Here is a 23,579-nt window from a genome sequence, read left to right as displayed (position 1 = left end):
GGTGTAGCTAGGCGACAAGTGAACGAGTCGCTAGGCGCATGCAAAAGTATGTGACTAGTGCGAATGAACGCAGTCAACAACGCTACAACTTGAAATATGACGAATATAAACTCTTTCAATTTACAGGAGTACATTATGGTTCTGGTTACTCGCAAAGCCCCTGATTTCACAGCGGCAGCCGTTTTAGGTAATGGCGAAATTGTTAACGATTTCAACCTGCATTCATTTATCAAAGGCAAACCTGCCGTTATTTTCTTCTGGCCAATGGATTTTACTTTTGTTTGCCCTTCAGAGCTGATTGCATTTGATCACCGTTTTGAAGAGTTCAAAAAGCGCGGTGTCGAAATCATCGGTGTTTCTATGGACTCAGAATTCGTTCATAACGCATGGCGTAAAACCCCTATTGATGACGGTGGTATTGGTGAAGTTAAATATCCAATGGTTGCTGATATCAAACACGACATCATCAAAGCTTACGGCATCGAACACCCAGAAGCGGGCGTTGCATTACGTGGTTCATTCCTGATCGACAAAGAAGGTGTTGTTCGCCATCAAGTCGTTAACGATCTGCCATTAGGTCGTAATATCGATGAAATGATCCGTATGGTTGACGCACTGCAATTCCACGAAGAACACGGCGAAGTTTGCCCTGCTCAGTGGGAAAAAGGTCAAGAAGGTATGGGCGCATCTCCAGACGGCGTTGCTAAATACCTAAAAGCGAACTCTGGCAAGCTGTAATATTTCAGTAAGCTAATATCTTTCTAAAAGCCTGTGAAAACAGGCTTTTTTATTGTATCGCCACATTTATCTATTCTTAGATTATCTCCTTATTACTATTATTAATTATCCATAATCTTATTATTTTCCAGCTTAAAGAGAATTTTGTGATCATCACATCAAAAAAAATTCTCCTTAGCAATAACCTCTCTCTATACTTATTGTTACGCAATTGTTAATTAATATTAATAACAGCGTATACCACTCCTATTTTATTTGTCTTTATTCAAGATAACTCACTGTTATTAATGGAGATAATAATGATTATTATAAAAAGAACTCACCTGCTGTTACTCACTGCTCTTTTTTCACATTCACTTTATGCAGCCTATGAACCTGCTGTTGAAGCACAACATGGTATGGTTGTCTCTTCTCAACATTTAGCATCTCAAGTAGGGAATGATATTTTACAAAAAGGAGGGAATGCCATTGATGCAGCCGTTGCTGTTGGTTATGCGCAAGCTGTCGTAAATGCCTGCTGTGGTAACATTGGTGGCGGTGGTTTTATGACCATACACCTTGCTGATGGCACAAATACCTTTATCAATTTTAGGGAAACAGCACCTACAGCGGCTTCTAAAAATATGTATTTAGATAAAGAAGGTAATTTAATTAAAGACGCCAGTTTATACGGTTATCTTGCGTCAGGCATACCAGGTACAGTTAAAGGACTTGATTCTGCGTTAGAAAAATACGGTACGCTATCTCGCCAAGATGTTATGGCACCTGCCATTAAGCTTGCAAGAGAAGGCTATATTTTAACGCGTGCTGATACGGATGTATTAGAAACAACAACAGAGCGCTTTAAACAAGATCCTGAATCGGCAAAAATTTTCTTAAAACCAGATGGAACGCCATGGCAGCCGGGTGATCGTCTAATTCAAACTGACTTAGCCAATACACTTGAATTGATTGCAAACCAAGGTGCTGATGCATTTTATCAAGGTGAAATCCCTAAAAAAGTTGAAGAAGCGTCGAAACAACATAATGGTCTGCTAACTCAAGAAGATTTTGCTAACTTCACGATTACAGAAACCAAACCTATCACCTGTACTTATCGAGGTTATGAGTTTATTTCTGCACCACCTCCAAGTTCAGGAGGTGTCACTATTTGTCAAACGTTGAATATTTTAGAAGGTTACGATCTTAAATCGATGGGCTTTAACTCTGCTGAATATGTTCATACTCTGACAGAAGCAATGCGCCATGCATATATGGACAGAAACACGTTTCTTGGTGATCCTCAATTTATTAAAAATCCAACAGAAAAGTTATTAAGTAAAGCTTATGCCACCGAACTTCGACAACAAATTAAACCGAATAAAGCAACGCCATCAGAAAATGTACAACCCGGCATCGCTCCTCATGAAAGTCCTGAAACAACACACTATTCGGTGATGGATAAAGACGGCAATGCAGTTTCGACCACTTACACCATTAATGGTCGTTTTGGTGCCGTTGTTATTGCCCCTGGCACTGGCTTTTTCCTCAATAATGAGATGGATGATTTTACAACCAAAGTTGGTGAAAAAAACCTCTATGGTTTAGTACAAGGCGAACGCAATAGCATTGCGCCATTAAAACGCCCACTATCATCAATGAGCCCAACGATTGTGACTAAAGAAGGCAAACCTTTCCTTATTTTAGGATCACCGGGAGGTTCACGTATTATCTCGATCACCTTACAAACGGCACTTAATATCATTGAGTTTGGAATGCCACCACAAGAAGCGGTTAATAGCCCTCGTATCCACCATCAATGGTTACCGGATGAGGTTTATTATGAGCAACGAGGATTATCAAAAGATACTTTAGAAAAGCTCTCTGCCATGGGATATAAAATGGTAGAACAAACCCCATGGGGAGCAGCTGAACTCATTATGGTTGGACTTCCTGGAGAAGAAGGTGTTATCCCTGCATCATCAGGTAATGATTCTGCTGTTTCTGGGGCAGTACGTGAAGGTTATCTTTATGGATCAAATGATGTTCGTCGCCCAGCAGGTAAAGCTGTGGGTTACTAATCACTAAACCACAGAATAATATTAATATAAGAAACCTTTTCTTGATTAGAAAAGGTTTCTTTTATTATAAAAATGATCTAGTCACGGTTTTACAATTTATTCATATATTAGTCTATTAATAATAATCAATATCAATTTTTGGTTAAATAAATAATTAACGCCAAATATCAATTTATTATTAATGTAATAATATTAGATAGAATATAAGAGCAATCCACCTTTAATTCAATTTCAATAATAGAATATATATAAATGGTATTTATTCTCCTTCTTAATTACAGATAAAAATAATAATCATTTAATTAAATTAAATTAATAGCATGCGCTATTTTTATTTCTATGATAGCAGTCACAGTATTAATTTATTAATACCCACACTATCAGAGAGGATAATAAAAATACGTAAAAAGTGGAGATAACACATTGTAAACACAAATATTTAACATTTCATCACAATGTATTTTTATCATAAAAATAGTTGAAATTTATAATATATCCCTTAACGACAGCGTTATTATATTTTTTATATAACGATAAGGCAAGCGGATAAATAATTTATCATCACAACTTATTTCTTATTAAATTAGTTAAGCGGAGATAAATATTAATGTCTGATACACATCATCGTCCAATATTAAATATTGGACTATCAAGACTAGAGTTTCTGCGAATATCCGGTAAAGGGCTTGCAGGGATCACTATAGCACCCGCATTGCTTTCTCTTTTAGGTTGTAAGCAAGAAGAAATAGACAGCGGCATCATTCAATTAACCACAACACCTAAAGGCGTTTTAGTCACTAATCGAGCACGCTGTACTGGCTGTCACCGTTGTGAAACAGCATGTACAACATGGAACGATGGAAGTGTTGGTTCTTTCTTCTCTCGAACAAAAATTCATCGCCATTTCTATTTTGGTGATAAAGGTATTGGCTCCGGTGGTGGACTTTATGGTGATTTAAACTTTACAACGGATACTTGTCGTCAATGTAAAGATCCAGAATGTATGAAGGTTTGTCCTGTAAAAGCTATCCGTTATCAAGAAGAGTTTGGCTGTATTGTCGTAGATACACGTCGCTGTATTGGTTGTGCAGCCTGTACAACGGCTTGCCCGTGGATGATGGCTACTGTCAATCCACAAACTAAAAAATCCGGCAAATGTAATTTATGTGGTGAGTGTGCATCAGCGTGCCCAACAGGCGCGTTGCAAATCATTGAATGGAAAGAAATTACTGTTTAATAAAATCCATACAATCACATCACTGAACCACATTTAGATTAGGAAGCAATATTATGATTAACGGCTGGACTGGAAATATTCTAAGAATCAATTTAACTACCGGTGCCATCACTCGTGAAAGCTCAAGTAAATTTAAATCCTTAATTGGTGGTATGGGCTTTGGTTATAAAATTATGTATGACGAAGTGGGTCCTGGAGTTAAACCTTTTGATGAAGAAAACAAAGTTGTCTTCGCTGTAGGCCCTTTAACTGGATCAGGTGCACCTTGTAGCTCTCGTGTCAATATCACCTCTCTTTCCACTTTTACTCGTGGCAATCTCGTTGTTGATGCTCATATGGGCGGTTTTTTTGCAGCATGGATGAAATTTGCAGGCTATGACTCTCTGATTATTGAAGGTAAATCAGATAAGCCTGTTTGGATCCATATTGATGATGACCAAGTATCTATTGAAGATGCCTCTTTCTTATGGGGTAAAGGCGTTCGCCAAACCACAGAAGAGTTATGTGCTCAAACAAGCCCTGAAGCTTGTGTTGCAACCATTGGCCCCGCAGGTGAAAACCTTGTACCTTTATCTGGCATCATTAATAGCCGTAACCACAGTGGTGGTGCTGGTGTTGGTGCCGTATTAGGTTCTAAAAAATTAAAAGCCATTGTGGTGGAAGGTAGCCGTGGCGTTAACGTTGCTGATCGTAAAGCATTAAAAGAGCTTAACGACTACATGATGACACAATTAATTGGCTCTAATAACAACCACGTTGTACCAAGCACACCACAATCTTGGGCGGAATATTCTCACCCAGGATCTCGTTGGACTGCGCGTAAAGGCCTTTATTGGGGAGCAGCTGAAGGCGGCCCAATTGAAACAGGTGAAATTCCTCCTGGTGATATCAATACTGTCGGTTTCAGAACCATGAAGTCTACCTTTGACTTAGGCCCTGAAGCAGAAGAATACACTGTGAAAATGGGAGGGTGTCACTCTTGCCCTATCCGCTGTATGGCACAACTTAACGTTCCACAAGCGAAAAAATTTGGTGTGCCACAAACAGGTGGTAATACTTGTGTTGCTAACTTTGTTCACACAACTATTTTCCCTAATGGCCCTAAAGATGTAGAGAAAAAAGGCGATGGTAACGTTGTTGGTAACTTAGTGGGTCTGAATATTTTTGATGATATGGGTTTATGGTGTAACTACGGCCAACTTCATCGGGACTTCACTTATTGTTACACCCACGGTGTCTTTAAACGCGTTCTTTCTGAAGAGGAATATAATGATATTCCTTGGGATAAACTTGAAGAAGGTAATCCCGAATTTATCAAAGATTTCTATTATCGCTTAGCGCACCGTAAAGGTGAATTTAGTCACCTAGCTGATGGCTCTTACCTAATTGCACAACGCTGGAACTTAGGTGAGGAGTATTGGGCGAACAAGAAAAATAAACTCTGGTCACCTATGGGCTTCCCTATTCACCACGCCAATGAAGCCTCTGCCCAAGTTGGTTCTATCGTTAACTGTATGTTTAACCGCGATGCGATGACACATACCCATATCAACTATATCGGCAGTGGTTTACCTCTGAAACTGCAAAAAGAGATTGCTGGTGAGCTATTTGGTTCTGGTGATGCCTTTGATGAAACCAAAAACTACACACCAATCAATAAAGCAAAAATTGCTTACACCAAATGGACAATTTTACGTAGTTGCTTACACGACGCAGTCACTTTATGTAACTGGGTTTGGCCAATGACGGTTTCACCTCATAAAAGCCGTAATTATCGTGGTGACTTAGAAATGGAAGCTAAATTCTTTACCGCTATTACAGGTGAACCAACAACCTCTAAAGATCTGGATTTAGCCTCCGAGCGTATCTTCACTTTACACCGTGCTTATACCGTTAAATTAATGAATACCATGGATATGCGTAACGAACATGACCAAATTTGCTCATGGGTATTCGATAAAGATCCTGATATTCCTGTTTTTACTGAAGGCACAGACAAAATGGACAGAGAAGATATGCAGCTTTCTCTCACCATGTTCTATGAAGAAATGGGCTGGGATCCACAGTTAGGTTGCCCAACAAAAGAAACGTTGGTGCGCCTTGGATTGCAAGATATTGCTGACGATTTAGCGTCTCGTGGTTTATTACCAAGTTAATCGGTAAAAGAAGGAGATCATGATGATAGAACAAAATGCATCAGCTTCTATACCACCCGATATTGCTGATGATGCAGATTTTGCGTTAGAGCAACCTGATATCTCTCGTCGCCGTTGGCTACTGCCTCTATCAGAAACAGGTGTTGGACGCAGTGCAAACACCACAACGGCGCTTAAGGAAGAACAAGCTGAAGAAATCGCAGAATTATCTGCTGAACAACATCTAGCGAATGCAATACGCCAATGTTCAAAAGAAGGTGAACTGCTAGCTATTTCAACGCTGTATGATGCGCCCTATTCTCTTACTCAAGAAGATATTGTGCAGTTAGAAACCGCGTTAAAAAGCGACGAGTTTATTGATATCGCCCATTTAAGTCTCAATGGTGAGGATTATTTTTACTCTGATGAATTTATGTCAGATAACTTCGCACAACTGCAATTATTAAATCGTCACGCTGATGTTTGCACCGCAATTGCAGGGGTTGTTCGATTTGAGTGCGAAACCTATCCTCGTCCATTGAAACAAAGCATGTTGATGTCTGAACCCTTTCATTACACAGCTTCAGAGATCGAAGATGCACTGACACTGATGAAAGACCACCCTGACTTTCAAGATATTCAGCAAGTTTTAGCGTCTAACGACGCACCTTATCTCTTTAGCAATACGTTAATGAGTTATGGAAAAGCACGAGGCTTAACTGAATGGATAGAGGTAGAACAACATGAAAATCCTTAACGTTCTATCTTATCCACGAAATGTCATGTGGGTATTACAACATCATCAGACTGAGGAGCAAAAATAATGCGTGTTTCTCGCCGTAAATTTGTAGCAGGCATGGGTTCGGTCATTTTTTTCAGTGCGCCACTAGGAAGTGCACTTGCAGCAACCGCTGAAAAGAAACCAATCCGTTATGCCATGATCCATGATGAGACGCTTTGTAATGGTTGTAATATTTGTGCCACTGCATGTCGTCGATTAAATAAAGTTCCAACGGGAATGGCAAGAATGGATATTGCTCATATTCCATTAAGCCTAAAAGAAGACAACGACAAGTACCATTTCTTTAGACACTCCTGCCAGCAATGTGAAGATGCTCCTTGTATTCCTGTATGCCCTACAGGCGCATCTTGGCGTGATGAAACCAATGGCATTGTGCGTGTAGATAAAGAAAAGTGTATTGGCTGTAGCTACTGTATATCAGCATGTCCATACCAAGTACGTTATCTTAACCCTGTGACGCATGTTGCTGATAAATGTGATTTTTGTCTTGAGTCTCGATTACAAAAAGGTTTCCCACCAATTTGTGTGAGTGCTTGTCCACAAAATGCCTTGTTATTTGGTAGAGAAGACAGCCCCCAAGTTCAAGAATGGCTTAAAACACACGATTATTATATTTATCAACTTGATGGTGTAGGAAAACCCCATCTCTATCGCCGTGTAGGGCCTCATGTTCAAGAGGAGGGTAAAGTATGAGTATCGTCAATACCATGCCAGACAGTGCCCAGTTTCAAGCCGCACTAAAAGAGTATGTTTTAATTTATACACCAGATTATTTACCGCTTTGGCTCATTGTTGCAGGTGTATTATTTGTTGGCATGCTACTCGTGCTCGCACTTCATGGCTTTTTACGTTATCGCTTTGCTACACCACATGGTCAATCACATAAAGAAGAGAAACTCTACCTTTACTCTAAGGCAGTACGTTTATGGCATTGGAGTAATGCCTCTTTATTTATTTTATTGCTCCTTAGTGGTGGCATTAACCATTTCGCTCTACTTTCTGCTCACGATACAGCCTTATTAGTTAGTGTGCATGAGATCTGTGGTTATCTCCTCTTAGTGTGCTGGTTATCTTTTGTGTTAATTAATCTTGTCGGCGGTAATGGTAAATTTTATCGCATTGATGGTAAAAACTGGTTTCAACGTGCTTTTATGCAAACTCGTTTTTATCTCTATGGGATTATTAAAGGAGAAGATCACCCTTTCCCAGCGACTCCTAATGTGAAATTTAACCCACTGCAACAAATGGCTTATTTAGGTGTGATGTATGCATTAGTTCCACTACTTTTGATAACCGGTGTTTTACTTCAAAATCCAGCGTTTATTCCTGCTGATGCTGTAACGTTTAAAGCTTGGTTATTAATTGCACACCAAATATTAGCGGTATGTAGTGTCTTTTTTATCATTGGTCACCTTTATCTGTGTACAACAGGAAAAACACCATTCCAAACATTTCGCAGTATGGTTGATGGTTATCACAGACACTAATAAAGAATTTTATTGAGGAGCTTATATGTCAGTCCCTTTAAAGGAAAATATCACATTAACAAAAGAAGACTTACGACAACTGCATGTTTCAACTTCGCTTTATCGTTGGTTTCTACGTTATTTTCCTAATGGAGGCACTTACAGTGCTATTCATTGTGAGTTAATAAAACAGCGCCGTACACAATGGATAGAAAGCTTTATTCAATATATTTATTTACGTCATTTTAACGAAGCCTCCTTTGCCAAACAGGAACAAGAAGTGATGGAAAACATCTTGTTCCTACTCGGTGATGAACAACAACAAGGCGTCACATTACAACGCTTGCCATACCACAACACCTTGCCTAGTGCTGAAAATATTCAATTCTCTACCGAATGGCATCAGTTAATCTTAAAAAGTCAGCAACTCAGCGCCGATCTCGCTTTATGTGGTAGTAATAACATTGTGGCATTTTCCGGTGATGAAAATAGTATTGCCAATACAGGCTATAGCAATCAATTGATGAATACGGGTTTTGCAGGAAAAGTGTGTAATACAGGCAATCAGTGTCGTATTGGTAGCTTAGGTGGGCGCTCTCGCATTTGTAATAGTGGCAATGATGTCAAAATTTATGCCTCAGGCAATGGTGTTCATATCGCCAATAGCGGTATGCGTAACTTTATTACAGCCTCTCAAGATCGCGCAAAAGTCACTAATACAGGTGATTTAGCGCAAATCAATGTTACTGGAAATAACTCTGTAGCAATTAATACGGGTGATAACTGTAAAGTCACGGTATCTGGCGACAACAGTATTTGTATCTCAACCGGTGATCTCCATCAGTTCTGCTTAGGAAAAGGCGGTAGTGCCGTAATTGCTTATCATGATGGGCAACGTACTCGTTTTAACATTTTCTATGAAGGTGAAGATAATATTGTTGCTGGAGTCCATTATTATTTAGATGAAAACCAACGCCCAGTAACAATGGATAATTTCACTGAAACGCATAATTAATAGAAAATCCCCACTAAAGCCACTTTCATTAAATGGATACTATAATGTCTAAAATAGCTAATTTATGCTATAATTAGACATTATAGTATCCATTTAATACTTAGAGCTAATAATGAAACTCTCATTACTGACTGATCTCGATGTAAGTCGAGCCTTTGCTACTCATTTACGAAAACAGCGTGAAAAAGAAAAATGGTCACGCGAACAACTTGCTGAGCGCAGTACCGTCCCAGCATCAACGATTAAAAAATTTGAACTACAAGGCAAAATTTCACTACGTCAATTATTGTTACTTTGGCAATGCCTTGATGATTTAAATAATCTTTATGCCGTTGTTGACCCTAAAAAAGTCAATAAGCCTCGTATACCAAGAACGATTGAGGAGGTATTGCAAGATGAGTTTTAAGCCAACAAAACAATAATGATGTATTTTTTCAATATGATGCACACTATTTAACACAATATGGCAATAGCTCTCCTTTTAATCTGAAAAATAATACAGATTTACAAATTGCACCTAAAAAACCTCATGATAATTTGCATGGGATTTTCTCTGATAGCTTACCTGATGGGTGGGGACGATTATTACAAGACAGAATTTTTCGCCAACACGGCATACAACCACATAAAATTACAGCAATGGATAGGCTAGCCTTTGTTGGTAATAAAGGTATGGGCGGATTATCTTATTTACCTATCTCTGACTACCAATCAGATGAACATTTTGAAGTTGACTTGATTAATTTAGGGTTAGAAGCACAAGCTGTATTTGACGGGCAAACGGAAACTGTTTTATCTGAGCTTGCTATTGTTGGTAGTTCTGGAGGGGCGAGACCTAAAGCCTTACTTTATTTTAATCAAGACGACTTTAATAAATGTAAAACATATGAAGAAGAAGGTGATGAGTCATGGTTGATCAAATTTACGTCCAAAAACTTACCTCTTGGTCACGATGAAGGATTATGTGAAGCCATCTATCTCACTCTAGCAAAAGAACTAGAGCTTAATCCTCCACAATGGCGACTTATTGACGTTCCTAAAAACAGTAATGGAAAATCTTGGCTAGCATTAAAACGCTTTGATCGTATCACAAATAGTTCTGGTAAATCAGGACGTTTAATCATGCACAGCGCATGCGGATTATTAGATGCTGATTTTAGGTTACCTTCTTTAGATTATGAAGATTTAATCAAAGTAAATCGTGTACTATGCAAATCAGTTTCAGCTGGAAAACTCCAATTTAAACGAGCCATTTTTAATCTATTCGCTTCTAATCAAGATGATCACAGTAAAAATTGGTCATTTCTACAATATGATGATGGACATTGGGAACCAGCCCCTTTTTATGATGTGACTTATAATCCCAATCCAAGAAATGAACATATCACTTCATTTGCTGGATATGGTAAAAAGCCACCATTAAATACAATAAAGCAACTTGCTGAAATTGCCGGTTTTGAAAGTTGGCAACAAGCACAAGCGTATATTCATCATACCGTTGATGTTATTGCTCGATTCTCATCACTTGCCAAAGAATATGATGTCTCCAAATTAATACGAGCAGATATAGAAAAAACACTTGCTGATCGCTTAAAAGAAAATCGACACTTGCTTTAACTCCAATAAAAAAAGGGAAACTTTCGTTTCCCTTTTTATTTTTCAAATCAACGTACTTTATTGCTTATGGATGGCTTCAGTATGGATCACTTTTTTATTCTGTGAGCCCGCCACTTTATCGTAAATGCCACATACAACAATTGTCACTAATACTGGGATCAACCATGCTAAACCTTGCTCACTTAACGGCAGTTTTGTCGCCCATTCTGGTAATAAATGCTTCAAATAATCAGAGGCTTTTATGGCATCAAAAATACCAAAAAATAAACTAACCGCCATTGCTGGTGCGATAATACGGCTTGGGTTATTCCACAATCGTAATGTGAAACTCATTAAAATAATCACAATACAAGGTGGATAAATCATAATCAGCACAGGAATAGAAAACGCGATCAGTTTGCTTAATCCTAAATTTGAAACAACAGCTGAAAATATCGCTAAAATCAGTACCAATGTACGATAAGAGATAGGCAAATAACGACTAAAGAACTCTGCACATGCACACGTTAAACCAACAGCTGTCACCATGCAGGCTAAGAAGATCAATAGAGCTAAAAAGAAGCTACCAAAGTTACCGAATGTATATTGAACATAGGCATGTAAAATATCTGCACCATCTTGGGCGCCCGGAATAATGCTGCCACTGCTAGAGCCTAATTTAAATAAACTCAAATAAATCGCAGTTAATAATATACCTGCAATAATTCCCGCCCACATAGTGTAACGCGTCAACAAGGATGAATTATCAATACCTCGAGAGCGAGCCGCATTAACAATCACGATACCAAAAACCATAGCTCCCAATGTATCCATGGTGAGGTAGCCGTTAATAAAGCCCTGAGTTAACGCCATATCTCGATAAGCTTCAGTAGCAGGAATAGCACCACCAGCAGGCCAAAATATCGCAGCAATACCCAATGCCGCCAATGCCAAAATTTTAATCGGTGCCAAAATATGACCAACGCTATCTAGTAATTTTCCCGGATAAAGCGAAATACCAATAACAATTAAAAAATAGACAATACTATAAATCAGCAATGACATTTCAGTATCACCCACTAAAGGAGCAATACCCACTTTAAAAGAGACGGTTGCAGTACGCGGTGTTGCGAAAAGAGGACCAACAGCAAGATAAGCAACAATTGCTAATAGTAACCCCATTGATTTACCAATAGGTGTACTTAATGCTTCAATGCCGCCACCAACTTTAGCTAATGCAACGATGGTTAATACAGGTAAACCGACACCAGTAATAAGAAAGCCGATTGCGGCTGTCCAAACAAATTCACCGGATTGCAAACCCACCATAGGAGGAAAAATAATATTGCCAGCACCGACAAAAAGGGCAAAGGTCATAAACCCTAATGCCAGAATATCTCTGGAAGTTAATCTATGTGCCATAAGTTTTGTTAATATGTAGTTACAATAATGGTTAAATAACGCCGAGATGACGTAACATAAAATCAACAATATCTATTTGTGCTCATATCATTATTATTCAGGATAATATCCACATATAATCATTTCATGCAGAGCAATTACGTATCAAATAGAAAAAATTGCCGATAACTGGGCACAAGTAAAACTTTTATAATGAAAAAAGGCAATAGCCAATCTAAAAACCAGAATAATCATCTAAACTATTTTTCAGTGCTAGTTATAACTATCATATATCACCGAATATACACGATATGATTTGTGCATTTTATCACCAGCAATATTGTTCATTAGCAATATTTAAAGTTCTTATTAATTAATAATATTAAAATTTAACGCTACGATATTAGTTTTTATTGACATCGAAAAGAGTGATAAAAAGACAAAAAACCTTTATCACTAATTAAATATTAGATGATAAAGGCTTTAAATAGAAAAGATGATTAGTGTACTTTTTTAGCAGATAGTAAGGTTTGAGGCAGAATAAAAGAAAACGTACTTCCACTCCCAACTTTACTTTCAATATTCAATTGTGAATGATGATGAAGCAGTGATTTTTTCACAATTGCCAACCCTAACCCTGTCCCACCAGAATGGCGAGAGCGTGCTTTATCAACACGATAAAAACGCTCTGTTAAACGTGTTAAGTGTTCAGCACTGATCCCTGACCCATTGTCGGAGACACTAAATAACATACCTTGAGGAATTTTCTTCCAGCTGACTTTTATTGTTGTGCCTTCTTCTGTGTGATTAATCGCGTTATAGACTAAGTTAGACACAGCACTGCGCAACTGCTCTTCATTACCACGTACAGCCCACTGTTCATCAATATCAAAGGTAATATGATGCTGTCCTTGGCTTAGTGAGTTCGCCTCTTGTTGTAATAAGGTTAAAATGGCGGGTATATCAACAACTTTATTTAAATCGATATGAGGAGCTGATTCAATACGGGAAAGTTGTAAGAGCTGCTTTACTAACGTATCCATCCGTTTAGCTTGTTCTTGCATTGTCATTATCGCTTTATGTTCTGCGGGTTTTTCTGCACTATTTTCTTCCATTATTTCAAGATAGCCTTGAATAACGGTTAAAGGCGTTCTTAATTCGTGACTCACATTGGCAAAGAAATCACGTCGTGCATTTTCTAGTTTATTTTTTTCTGTCACATCTCGCGCCACCATTAGACGTTGATCTTCGCTGTATGGCATCACACGAAACTCCACAATAGAACCATTATTAAGAGAAATCGTTAAAGGGTGACTAAAATCGCCTGCGGTAAAATAGTGCAAGAAATCAGGGTAACGTAATAAATTAAAAATATTTTGCCCGTTGTCTTCTGGCCACCGAAAACCTAATAGATGTTGAGCTAAGCTGTTACACCAAAAAATATTACCTTCATTAGTCATCATTACAACTGCATCAGGTAAGCTTTCAGCTCCGCTTCTAAAGCGCTTAATTAAGTCGCCTAATTCTCGACGTCGTTTACGATTACGTTGCTGTGTTTGTCGAATGCCATAAAAAATAGGCTCCCATCCTCCTCTGCCTTCTGGTGGTAAGACTGAGCGATCGAGCCATAACCATTTAGACAATTTCATCAAATTATAAGCATGCCAAACCAAAGCACTAAAAAGTGATGCCACCAGCAGCCAAGGAAGATGGCCAATAAAAAGTGATAATACAAAGGCAGGTAAGCAAAATAGACATAGCCCCCAAACGAGGGCTTTCCATGATAGTCGTTCTAACACCTGACGATTACTCCCATATTGACTTAGAAACGGGCAGAGAAGCGATATCCCGTTCCTCGTACTGTTTGTATCATTCGGTCATGACCATCTTCTTCAATGGCTTTACGTAAACGACGAATATGCACATCCACGGTACGGTCTTCGACATAAACATTCGTTCCCCAAACATAGTTTAGCAGTTGTTCTCTGCTATACACGCGTTCAGGATGCGTCATAAAAAAGTGCAGGAGTTTAAATTCAGTAGGCCCCATATCAATCGGTTTATCTTGACTAGTTACTCGATGAGAAACAGGATCAAGTGATAATCCATTGAATTCAATGATATCTTCCGCTGACATCGGTGATAAACGCCGTAAAATTGCCTTCACTCGGGCGACAAGCTCTTTAGGTGAAAAGGGCTTGATAACATAATCATCAGCACCCGTTTCTAAGCCTTGGACTTTATCTTCTTCTTCCCCTTTTGCCGTTAACATAATAATAGGAATGTCACGAGTATTACTTTCTCGCTTCATCTGTTTTATTACCTGTAAACCGGAACCTCCGGGGATCATCCAATCTAATAAAACCAGATCAGGGTAAGGATCGATAAGAAAACTCAATGCAGAATCATAATCTTCTGCTTCAATGGGTTGAAAACCATTTTGTTCTAAAACAAAACAGATCATCTCTCGAATTGCGGTTTCATCTTCAACAACAAGAATACGCCTTGCCATACTCTATCCTGTGTAATGTATATAGAGGGTCAAAATGATTATGATGCACTTTTATGACAGATTTATGACTAACCTTAACATTACTGAAATACCATGGTGTTGTTAAGGTAAATAAATCATTTTTCGGTGAAAAATCACTCAAAAAAAGGCTTACTGCTGAGTTTTCACTAAAAAAGCAAGGTGCGCTATACTCTCAGCAAATAAAAAAGAGGGATAGCAATGCGGATTATTCACACATCAGACTGGCATTTAGGGCAATATTTTTTTACTAAAACCCGCGCACAAGAACACCAACAATTTCTTGATTGGTTGTTAGTACAAATCAAAGTTTATCAAGTCGATGCCTTAATTGTTGCTGGTGATATATTTGATACTGGCTCGCCCCCAAGCTATGCCAGAGAACTGTATAACCGCTTTGTTGTTGCAATGAGAGACACACAATGCCAATTGATAATTTTAGGTGGAAATCACGATTCTGTCGCAACACTCAATGAATCTAAATCACTATTGGCGTGTTTAAATACCACTGTTATTGCCAATGTTCATACCGAAACGCCACAAGCACCGCTAATTCTTCGTAAAAAAGATAACACGCCAGGAGCCTTACTGTGTGCGATCCCCTATCTACGCCCTAGAGATATGATAACTAGCCGAAGTGGGCAATCCGGTGCTGAAAAACAAAACGCGCTAAAAGAAGCGATTGCTGATTATTATCAAGTTCAATATCAAGCAGCTCTCGATTTACGTGAACAATTAAACACCAAGATCCCTATTATTGCGACAGGCCACCTGACAACGATTGGTGCAAGTGTGACCGATTCTGTACGTGAAATATATATCGGTACTTTAGAAGCCTTCTCTGCAACCCTGTTTCCTGAATTTGATTATATTGCTCTTGGCCACATTCATCGCCCTCAAGTGGTGAATAAATCAGGGCATATTCGTTACAGTGGTTCTCCAATTCCTTTAAGTTTTGATGAGAGTGGGCAACAAAAAAGTGTCTGCCTTATCGATTTTGAGCAAGATAAATTAACTGAGCTTACACTACTCCCTATCCCCGAATTTCAGCTATTGCGCACAATTACTGGCTCATTAAAAGAAATAGCCACACAGCTTGAAAATTTAAAAAAACAATATGCTGAACCAGATATAACTATCTGGTTGGATATTGAAGTTTCTACACAAGATTATCTCAGTGATATACAAGCGCGTATTCAGGAGCTAACTAACGACCCACTTTTTGATGTGGTTTTATTAAGAAGATCCAGAAAACAACGCCAAGTGCTCATTCAAAATGAAAAAGAAACACTGACAGAATTAACGGTCTATGATGTTTTTGAAAGACGTTTAGAACAACATGATTTTGATTCAGAAGAAACTAAAACACGGTTAACCACATTGTTTAAACAAGCAGTTGAGATGGCAGAACAAGAGGATAACGAAGCAAAATGAAAATCTTAAGTCTACGCTTTAAAAATATTAACTCCTTAAAAGGTGAATGGAAAATTAACTTTAACCAAGAGCCTTTTGTTAGCAACGGATTGTTTGCGATTACTGGCCCTACAGGTGCGGGAAAAACAACCCTTTTAGATGCTATTAGTTTAGCGCTTTATCATCGAACACCACGATTGGACAAAGTCACACAATCGCAAAATGAATTAATGACACGTCATACTGCGGAGTGTTTGGCGGAAGTTGAATTTGAAGTCAAAGGTGTCGCTTATCGTGCATTTTGGGAACAACGCCGTGCTAATTATAAAGAAGATGGCAATCTTCAGGCACCACAAGCTGAACTTGTCAAAATAAATATCACAGAGGGTGAGGACAAAATATTAGCGAGTAAGATAAGCCAAGTAAAAGAGATGATCATTAATATTACAGGGCTGGATTTTGACCGATTTACTAAATCAATGTTGCTTTCACAAGGACAATTTGCAGCATTCCTTAATGCTGATGACAAATCTCGCGCAGAGTTACTCGAAGAACTCACTGGTACAGATATTTATCGTCATATTTCCCAATTAATCTTTAAACATTGGCGTGAAGAAGAACAAACGTTAAAAACACTCAAGCAACAGGCTGAAATGATGGCATTATTAGATGAAAATGCCCGCCAAGCTTTATTAACGGAACAAACAGATCTTTTTGCCAAAGAGAGCCTATTACAAAAAGAACAACAGGAATATCAAGTAGCAAAACAGTGGCAAGAAAAAGAAATTGAACTCAATAAAAACAAAGCATTAGCGCAAACTGAGGTTAACTTAGCGCAAGAAGCATTAGTTGCTGCAAAACCTGATATTCAACGTCTTGAAAATAGCGAGCCGGCAGAAAAAATTCGCCCGATTTATGATGAAAAAAATCGCCTATTAAAAGAACAAACTTATATTGAGTCACAACTCTCAACACTAACAGCAGAAAAACAGCTTATTGAACAACAAAGCCAACCAATTAATCAGCATTTAATTGAAGCACGTGACACATTTAAACAACACGATGAGAAAAAACAGCAGATATTACAACTTATTCGCGAAAAAGTGACGCCATTAGATAATCAATTAGCCTTGCTACAACAAGATATTTCAACAAAGACACAGCAAAAAAATGCACTCGAAAAAACGCAATCAGAATATCTAGAAAAAATTCAATCAACAGCACACCAACTAACAACATCACAAAAACAAGCCAGTGAATTAAATGATTATTTAAGCCAACATACGGCTTATGCTCAACTTGCTGAAAATCTACCTTTATGGCAACGCTATTTTGAGCAATATGATGAAATCACAGAAAAATATCTTATTAGCAAAAAGAGTGAAAAAACAGAGCAAGAAAAAGAACACACTCTCAAACTCGCCTTAGAAAAAGCAACTAAAGCACTAGAGCAACAACAATACAGTCTTAATTTACAGCAACAGCAATTAAAGAAGTGGCAAACACAACTTGAGCAACAAAATAAAGCTGATGCAATTACAGATATTTCTCCTCGTTTACAGCAAATATCACAACAAAGAAATGCCCTAGCTAAACTGATGGGATTACAGGCTCAATTACAGCGAGCGATAAAAACAGAACTTCAGTACCAAAAAATTCAGTCAGAAAATCAGCAAAAAATAGTTATGCTGACTGAAAGTATCCACAAAAATGACATTGTTTTAAAAGAGAAAGAACAACATCTTAAAGATTTAAATAATAATTATCTTTTAATACGAAAGTTAGCGGAATATGAAGAAGAGAGACAACATCTAGTTAAAGATAACCCATGCCCTGTTTGTGGTTCAACAGAACATCCTTATGTTGAAAAATATAAAGAAATTAAACCAGACGAAACAAAAACACGATTAGATCTTTTAACACAACAAGTTCATACATTAACAATAGAGTTAGTGGAACAAAAAACACAATGCGCTAACTATCAAGCTCAAAACAAAAAACTCAATGAAGATAGTGAACAACTCACTCAAGATATAGCGACATTAAAACAACAATGGCAAATCTTAGCACAAGCATACGCATTGCCTGATGCTGACTGCAAAGAAGATGCGTTGACTAAATTAGATGCCAAGCTTGAGGCAGAAGATACTTTACTGAAACAAAAACAATCCAGTTATAACGTATTAGAAACCAAAATTCAGCAAGAATACAAACTGTTATCTGATGCTAAGGAGCTTTTTAATCAACAACAGCAAGCTATTCTTTATCAACAAAATGAATTTACTCAACAACAAAAAGAAGTCATCAATAAACAGCAACAAACAGCACAATATTTGCAACAACAGACACAATTAGCACAAGAAATCCAATCTCGTGTTGAACAACAAGGCTATCAGTTATGCCAATTCGAAGAAAAAACTCAATGGCTTAATGCGCGTAAAATAGAGAGTCAACAATATCAATCGACATTAAAAGCATATCAGGAATTACTGCAAATAATTCGTGAATTGTCATTAACACAAGATGAGAGAAAACGCTATTTAGCTGAAACTCAAAAAGAACTTGAGCATGTCTTGATCCACTTTAAACAACTACATCAACAACAAGAACAGTTGAAAGCACAACGCCAAGCTTTATTCGGGACACAATCCACCGAAGATGCACGCAATAAATTAGAACAAAAAAGTCAGTTATTACAAAAAGTTATTGAGAAATACAGCGAAGAAAAAAACCAACTTGAAGTTCGTCTGAATCAACTTATTGGTCAATATCAGGAAAATGAAAAATCGTTACAACGGCTTCATACACTTTCACAAAGCATTATTGAGCAATATCACAATAGGTTAAAAAACAGTCCCTTTGCTGACGAAAATGCATTTTTAACATCCTTGTTATCAGTCGAAGAAAGAAACCGTTTACAAGAACAACAAAAACAACGGCTTGATAAGCTATTGCAAGAAAAAACACGTTTGGATACACAAGAAAAGGTATATCAACAACATTTGTCACAACAGCCATTATTGGCAACACAGCAAAATATCGAACAAATTAATACTCAATTATTGCTGTTAGAAACACAAATTACTCACTTACAAGAGACAAAATTTCGTATCCAAGAGCAATTACGCACTGATGAAGCAAAACGTAAAGAGCAACAAAGCCTGCTTACCCATATTTCTAAACAACAAGCTCAATTTGATGATTGGAGTTATTTAAATGAATTGGTGGGTTCTGCTTCAGGAGATAAATTTAGTCGTTTTGCTCAAGGATTAACGCTCGATCATTTAATTTATTTGGCCAATCGTCGTTTAGAAAAACTACATGGACGTTATTTCTTACAACGTAAAACACCCGCAAGTCTTGAACTACAAATTGCAGACACATGGCAAGCCGATGCTCTACGAGATACACGTACTCTCTCTGGAGGAGAAAGTTTCTTAGTTAGTTTATCGCTCGCTCTCGCACTTTCTGATTTGGTCAGTAATAAAACGCAGATTGAATCACTATTTCTAGATGAAGGCTTTGGCACACTCGATCCTGATACGCTAGATATCGCACTAGATGCACTCGATAGTCTTAATGCTTCTGGCAAAATTATTGGTGTGATTAGTCACGTAGAAGCCATGAAAGAACGCATTCCGGTACAGATCAAAGTAAAGAAAGCCGGTGGGTTAGGTATTAGCCAGCTTGCTCCTGAATTTAGATATGAAAACAAATAGAATATAAATCAATCAGTTAAAAACTAGGTCGAATATTTTGACGTAACTGATTAAATTTTTTATATATCAATAAATCACCAATAGCACCTATAGTATGTCCATAGATTAGCCCAAGCTAAGACACGCTTTAAGCGCTTAAATTTATCAAGGAGACATCATGTCTAACGCATTTACTGATTTAATGAAAAAACGTAGAACAATTTATCATTTAGGTAATCAACTTCCAATTAGCGAAGACAGAGTCACGGCGATTATCAAAGAAGCGGTTAAAGAAAGCCCAACTGCATTTAATTCACAAACATCTCGTGTGGTTGTTCTGTTTGGTGAACAACATCAAAAACTATGGGATATTGTTAAAAATACCCTGAAAAAATTAGTCCCTGCAGAAGCATTTAGTGCAACTGAAGCAAAAATTAATAGCTTCGCCGCAGGTGCTGGTTCAATTTTGTATTTTGAAGATACTGACATCGTAAAAGGTCTGCAAGAGCAGTTCCCACTGTATGCTGACAACTTCCCTGTATGGTCAGAGCAAGCAAGTGGTATGGCGCAACTTTCTGTTTGGACTGCATTAGCAGCAGAGAACGTAGGTGCTTCATTACAACACTACAACCCAATTATTGATGATGAAGTTCATGCAACTTGGGATCTGCCAAAAACATGGAAATTAAGAGCTCAAATGGTCTTTGGTTCAATTGAACAAGAGGCTGGTGAGAAGAATTATATGGAAGATGATTCACGCTTTAAAATCTTCAAATAAGTGTTAGAACAGACATCTGACAAAAGACCCTAGCAATAAGTAATACCCTCTTTTTTTCACTTTCATTCCTTGCCCACAGCCACTGTGGGCTTTTTTTTATTACATATCCATAAAAAAAGAGCAAAGTGCGTAATGAATACAAAGGTAGGGATGGACCCTTTGTGTTCAACACTTTGCTCTCTTTATTTATTTACGCACCCTTTACCGAAGTAAAAGGTGCGATTTTCACAAGGCGTATGAAAATACGTTATTTACGTGTGATGTTATTTGCTTTTGGTTGAGCAATTGGAGACTGCTCAGCAAAGTATTTCACGACTGCATCAACATCTGGCACGCTGTAAACTGGATCTTTACCTTCTTTCAGGACAGAGAAGTTACTACCACCCGTTGCTAAGTATTCGTTAGCAACAACACGGTAAGATGCTTTCATATCTACTGGTTTACCGTCAATTTTCATTGATTCAACGATAACACGGTTACCATTAGAGGCTTTGCTATCCCATGTGTACTGGAAGTTACCTGAAATCGCTAACACTTGTGGACGTGAACGATCCCATTGTTGTTCTAACAGGCGTTTGATTTGCTCACCCGTTAATGTTTGAGTTAACAGTACGTTAGAGAATGGCTGTACAGTATAGATTGCGTTATAAGAAACATCACCACCTGTCATATCAGCACGAATACCACCGCTGTTCATAAATGCGATTTGTGCGCCACCCATATCTTTTGGTTTTGCAGTATATAAATGTGCATCAGCAATCACTTGACCCAGTGCAGATTCACCCGCGTCATTGGTTTGCTTAGTTAAATTACCTTCTAACTTACCGATAATACGGTTAGCTAATGGGGTAGCGATTTTTTCGTAAGCTTCTAACAGTTTAGTGACTGCTGGATCTTTTTCATATTTGCGGTTATCAACCCAAATATTACGAGCTTCTACATCAACAACATCTTTAGTTGTTTTATCTAATTTCAGATCGATACGCGTTAACATTGCACCGTTTGATTGCGCCGATGTCACTGATTTACCGTTGATAGTACAGTTGTAAGCTTGGTGAGTGTGACCTGTCACAACGAAGTCAATCGCTGGATCTAATTGATCAACAACACCCAGTACTTTACCTGTAATACCATTACATGCGTTGATGTTTACTGGACCACCATCACGACGCTGTGCAGCCCCTTCGTGAATTAACACACCAATCGCTTGAACACCTTGTGCTTTTAACTGAGGCACTAATGCGTTAATAGTTTTTGCTTCGTTATGGAAACTTAAACCTTCAGTACCTTTAGGCGTTACGATTGCTGCAGTTCCTTCCAAGGTGACACCAATGAAAGCAACAGGAATACCGTTAAATTCTTTGATAACGTATTCAGGCAGTAATGTTTTACCTGTTTCGTTAACAATCACGTTAGCCGCTAAGTATTGGAAATCAGCACCTTTAAACTCAGTAGGACCTTGGCAACCTGTTACTGGATGGCAACCACCATTTTGTTTACGCAGTAACTCGCCCATGCCTTTATCGAATTCATGGTTACCCACAGAAGTCGCTTCTAAGCCCGCTAATGATAATGCTTCGATTGAAGGCTCATCATGGAACATTGAAGATAACAGTGGGCTTGCGCCAACCATATCACCCGCAGCAACAACGATGTTGTTCGGATTATCTTTCTTCATTTCTTTAATTAACGTAGCCATGTGCTCAATGCCACCAGGTTTATTTGGACCTGGCGCTTTTAGCGCACCGTGGAAGTCATTCATGGCGATAACACGCACATCAACAACATTAGCTTCGTCGTAGTTTTTTGCACAACCTGCTAATAAGACTGAGCTTACTGCAAGTGCAACGAGTTTATATTTATGGTTCATTTAAAATTTATCCCTAAGATCAAAATTCACGTTTCGGACAATCAATTACTTCGAAATCTTTGCTATAACAGATATAGAATTCATCTCGATTAATTTGAATTTCTTTATCCTTCAGTGATGGATTGTTTTCTTTTAAGAACTTAATCAATGCACTATTTGAAGGACGGCCCTCTGGTAATACTAACGCTTCATACAACTCTTTTTGTTTACCAAAGAATGCATCTGGTGTATCAAACGCACAAACACCATGTTTTTCCCATTCGCCTTGTAACAGATCGATACCCGGAGAATCACACAGATAAGGTTTGATAACAGAGTATTCTAAAGGTGGTAAATCGCCTTTACATAAACGAGGATGCTTGCGTATGTCTTTCCAATCACGGCAGTCTTCCCATGATTTACCATCACAGGTTTCAGCCCACAGCCCATGAACAATCCAACCAAATTTATTATCTGAGAAGCATTGGATTTCAAATTTATCGTACTCACGTTTTGCACGATCTTTTTCATTATCGTTATTTAAGCGTTTAATATTATTACTTTTATAATCACAAAAAGCCGGTGAGTAGTTAATCGCTAACTTAAAGTAATCTGTTGATGCTGTGCTGTTTTGACCATAGCGATCATTAGAAGCAATGTAGTCGTAAGGTGCTGTTGGTGCATCAGGTACAATACAAGATACACCTTCAACTAATTTAGCCTGAGGTTTTAATGGTTCTGTAATTTCAGGTGCTTGCGTTGCACATCCTGCTAACACTAAAGCAAAAGCAGCAGGTAATAGCTTCATAAAGCGCATAAAATCCCCCTAAAGAGTTATAAATTCACTCTTTTGGTTCATAA

At 38.1% G+C, this 23,579-nt stretch carries 18 protein-coding genes and 1 pseudogene; 14 read left to right on the top strand and 5 right to left on the bottom strand.

Annotation, left to right across the window (positions count from 1 at the left end; translation table 11 throughout):
* Window positions 1-135 precede the first annotated feature (135 nt).
* From ABN217_RS08090 to ABN217_RS08040, 11 genes and pseudogenes are all read left to right on the top strand, one after another.
* Window positions 136-738, top strand: coding sequence for a peroxiredoxin C (locus tag ABN217_RS08090; protein ID WP_072069413.1), 603 nt, complete (start codon window positions 136-138; stop codon window positions 736-738).
* Window positions 739-1,037: 299 nt separating this feature from the next.
* Window positions 1,038-2,798 carry a gamma-glutamyltransferase gene (ggt, locus tag ABN217_RS08085; RefSeq protein WP_072069414.1) on the top strand — a complete coding sequence of 587 codons (1,761 nt, stop codon included), beginning with the start codon at window positions 1,038-1,040 and terminating at the stop codon, window positions 2,796-2,798.
* A 607-nt stretch (window positions 2,799-3,405) separates the two neighbouring features.
* Window positions 3,406-4,035, top strand: a complete 630-nt coding sequence (locus ABN217_RS08080) for a ferredoxin-like protein (RefSeq protein ID WP_072069415.1) — start codon at window positions 3,406-3,408, stop codon at window positions 4,033-4,035.
* 53 nt (window positions 4,036-4,088) lie between these two features.
* Window positions 4,089-6,191: an aldehyde ferredoxin oxidoreductase gene (locus tag ABN217_RS08075; RefSeq protein ID WP_072069416.1), complete on the top strand. Its 2,103-nt coding sequence runs from the start codon at window positions 4,089-4,091 to the stop codon at window positions 6,189-6,191.
* Between the two features lie 22 nt (window positions 6,192-6,213).
* Window positions 6,214-6,927 carry a YdhW family putative oxidoreductase system protein gene (locus ABN217_RS08070; protein ID WP_231619329.1) on the top strand — a complete coding sequence of 238 codons (714 nt, stop codon included), beginning with the start codon at window positions 6,214-6,216 and terminating at the stop codon, window positions 6,925-6,927.
* A gap of 66 nt (window positions 6,928-6,993) precedes the next feature.
* Complete coding sequence (locus tag ABN217_RS08065; protein WP_072069418.1) at window positions 6,994-7,665, top strand: 4Fe-4S dicluster domain-containing protein; 672 nt, start codon at window positions 6,994-6,996, stop codon at window positions 7,663-7,665.
* Window positions 7,662-8,459 carry a thiosulfate reductase cytochrome B subunit gene (gene phsC / locus ABN217_RS08060; RefSeq protein WP_197269547.1) on the top strand — a complete coding sequence of 266 codons (798 nt, stop codon included), beginning with the start codon at window positions 7,662-7,664 and terminating at the stop codon, window positions 8,457-8,459. The genes ABN217_RS08065 and phsC overlap by 4 nt, the downstream gene beginning before the upstream one ends.
* 25 nt (window positions 8,460-8,484) lie before the next feature.
* On the top strand, window positions 8,485-9,453 hold the full coding sequence (ydhT, locus tag ABN217_RS08055) for a protein YdhT (protein ID WP_196553532.1): 969 nt from the start codon (window positions 8,485-8,487) through the stop codon (window positions 9,451-9,453).
* 112 nt (window positions 9,454-9,565) lie between these two features.
* Window positions 9,566-9,859 (top strand): helix-turn-helix domain-containing protein, encoded by a 294-nt coding sequence (locus ABN217_RS08050; RefSeq protein ID WP_164525946.1) that lies wholly within the window; start codon window positions 9,566-9,568, stop codon window positions 9,857-9,859.
* Between the two features lie 56 nt (window positions 9,860-9,915).
* Window positions 9,916-10,083, top strand: a pseudogene (locus ABN217_RS08045) (type II toxin-antitoxin system HipA family toxin); the annotation flags it as partial.
* A 9-nt stretch (window positions 10,084-10,092) separates the two neighbouring features.
* Entirely contained in the window at window positions 10,093-11,070 is a 978-nt protein-coding gene (locus ABN217_RS08040; protein WP_349459315.1) for a type II toxin-antitoxin system HipA family toxin, read from the top strand.
* 57 nt (window positions 11,071-11,127) lie between these two features.
* Here ABN217_RS08040 and brnQ read toward each other — a convergent pair whose 3' ends face one another.
* The 3 genes from brnQ to phoB form a co-directional block, all read right to left on the bottom strand.
* Window positions 11,128-12,471 (bottom strand): branched-chain amino acid transport system II carrier protein, encoded by a 1,344-nt coding sequence (gene brnQ, locus ABN217_RS08035; RefSeq protein ID WP_197269548.1) that lies wholly within the window; start codon window positions 12,469-12,471, stop codon window positions 11,128-11,130.
* A 479-nt stretch (window positions 12,472-12,950) separates the two neighbouring features.
* Complete coding sequence (gene phoR / locus ABN217_RS08030; RefSeq protein ID WP_072069423.1) at window positions 12,951-14,249, bottom strand: phosphate regulon sensor histidine kinase PhoR; 1,299 nt, start codon at window positions 14,247-14,249, stop codon at window positions 12,951-12,953.
* Between the two features lie 23 nt (window positions 14,250-14,272).
* Window positions 14,273-14,962, bottom strand: a complete 690-nt coding sequence (gene phoB, locus ABN217_RS08025; RefSeq protein WP_072069424.1) for a phosphate regulon transcriptional regulator PhoB — start codon at window positions 14,960-14,962, stop codon at window positions 14,273-14,275.
* Window positions 14,963-15,181: 219 nt separating this feature from the next.
* On the opposite strand from phoB, the gene sbcD reads away from it, so the two are divergent.
* The 3 genes from sbcD (at window position 15,182) to ABN217_RS08010 (ending at window position 20,869) form a co-directional block, all read left to right on the top strand.
* The gene (sbcD, locus tag ABN217_RS08020) at window positions 15,182-16,414 is read left to right on the top strand and encodes an exonuclease subunit SbcD (RefSeq protein WP_197269549.1); all 1,233 of its coding nucleotides are present in this window, start codon (window positions 15,182-15,184) and stop codon (window positions 16,412-16,414) included.
* The gene (locus ABN217_RS08015; RefSeq protein WP_197269550.1) at window positions 16,411-20,112 is read left to right on the top strand and encodes an AAA family ATPase; all 3,702 of its coding nucleotides are present in this window, start codon (window positions 16,411-16,413) and stop codon (window positions 20,110-20,112) included. Before sbcD ends, ABN217_RS08015 begins: the two co-directional genes overlap by 4 nt.
* A gap of 157 nt (window positions 20,113-20,269) precedes the next feature.
* Window positions 20,270-20,869 (top strand): nitroreductase family protein, encoded by a 600-nt coding sequence (locus ABN217_RS08010; RefSeq protein WP_072069426.1) that lies wholly within the window; start codon window positions 20,270-20,272, stop codon window positions 20,867-20,869.
* A gap of 247 nt (window positions 20,870-21,116) precedes the next feature.
* Here the strand turns inward: ABN217_RS08010 and ABN217_RS08005 are convergent, their stop codons facing one another.
* Both ABN217_RS08005 and ABN217_RS08000 read right to left on the bottom strand, forming a co-directional pair.
* Window positions 21,117-22,739 (bottom strand): bifunctional metallophosphatase/5'-nucleotidase, encoded by a 1,623-nt coding sequence (locus ABN217_RS08005; protein ID WP_115350484.1) that lies wholly within the window; start codon window positions 22,737-22,739, stop codon window positions 21,117-21,119.
* A gap of 19 nt (window positions 22,740-22,758) precedes the next feature.
* Window positions 22,759-23,535, bottom strand: a complete 777-nt coding sequence (locus ABN217_RS08000; protein ID WP_196553527.1) for a ribonuclease T2 family protein — start codon at window positions 23,533-23,535, stop codon at window positions 22,759-22,761.
* Window positions 23,536-23,579: the final 44 nt, after the last annotated feature.

This window comes from Proteus sp. fly-1067 (assembly GCF_040139345.1).
Lineage (GTDB): Bacteria > Pseudomonadota > Gammaproteobacteria > Enterobacterales > Enterobacteriaceae > Proteus > Proteus vulgaris_B.
This window is presented reverse-complemented; position numbering and strand designations above follow the sequence as displayed.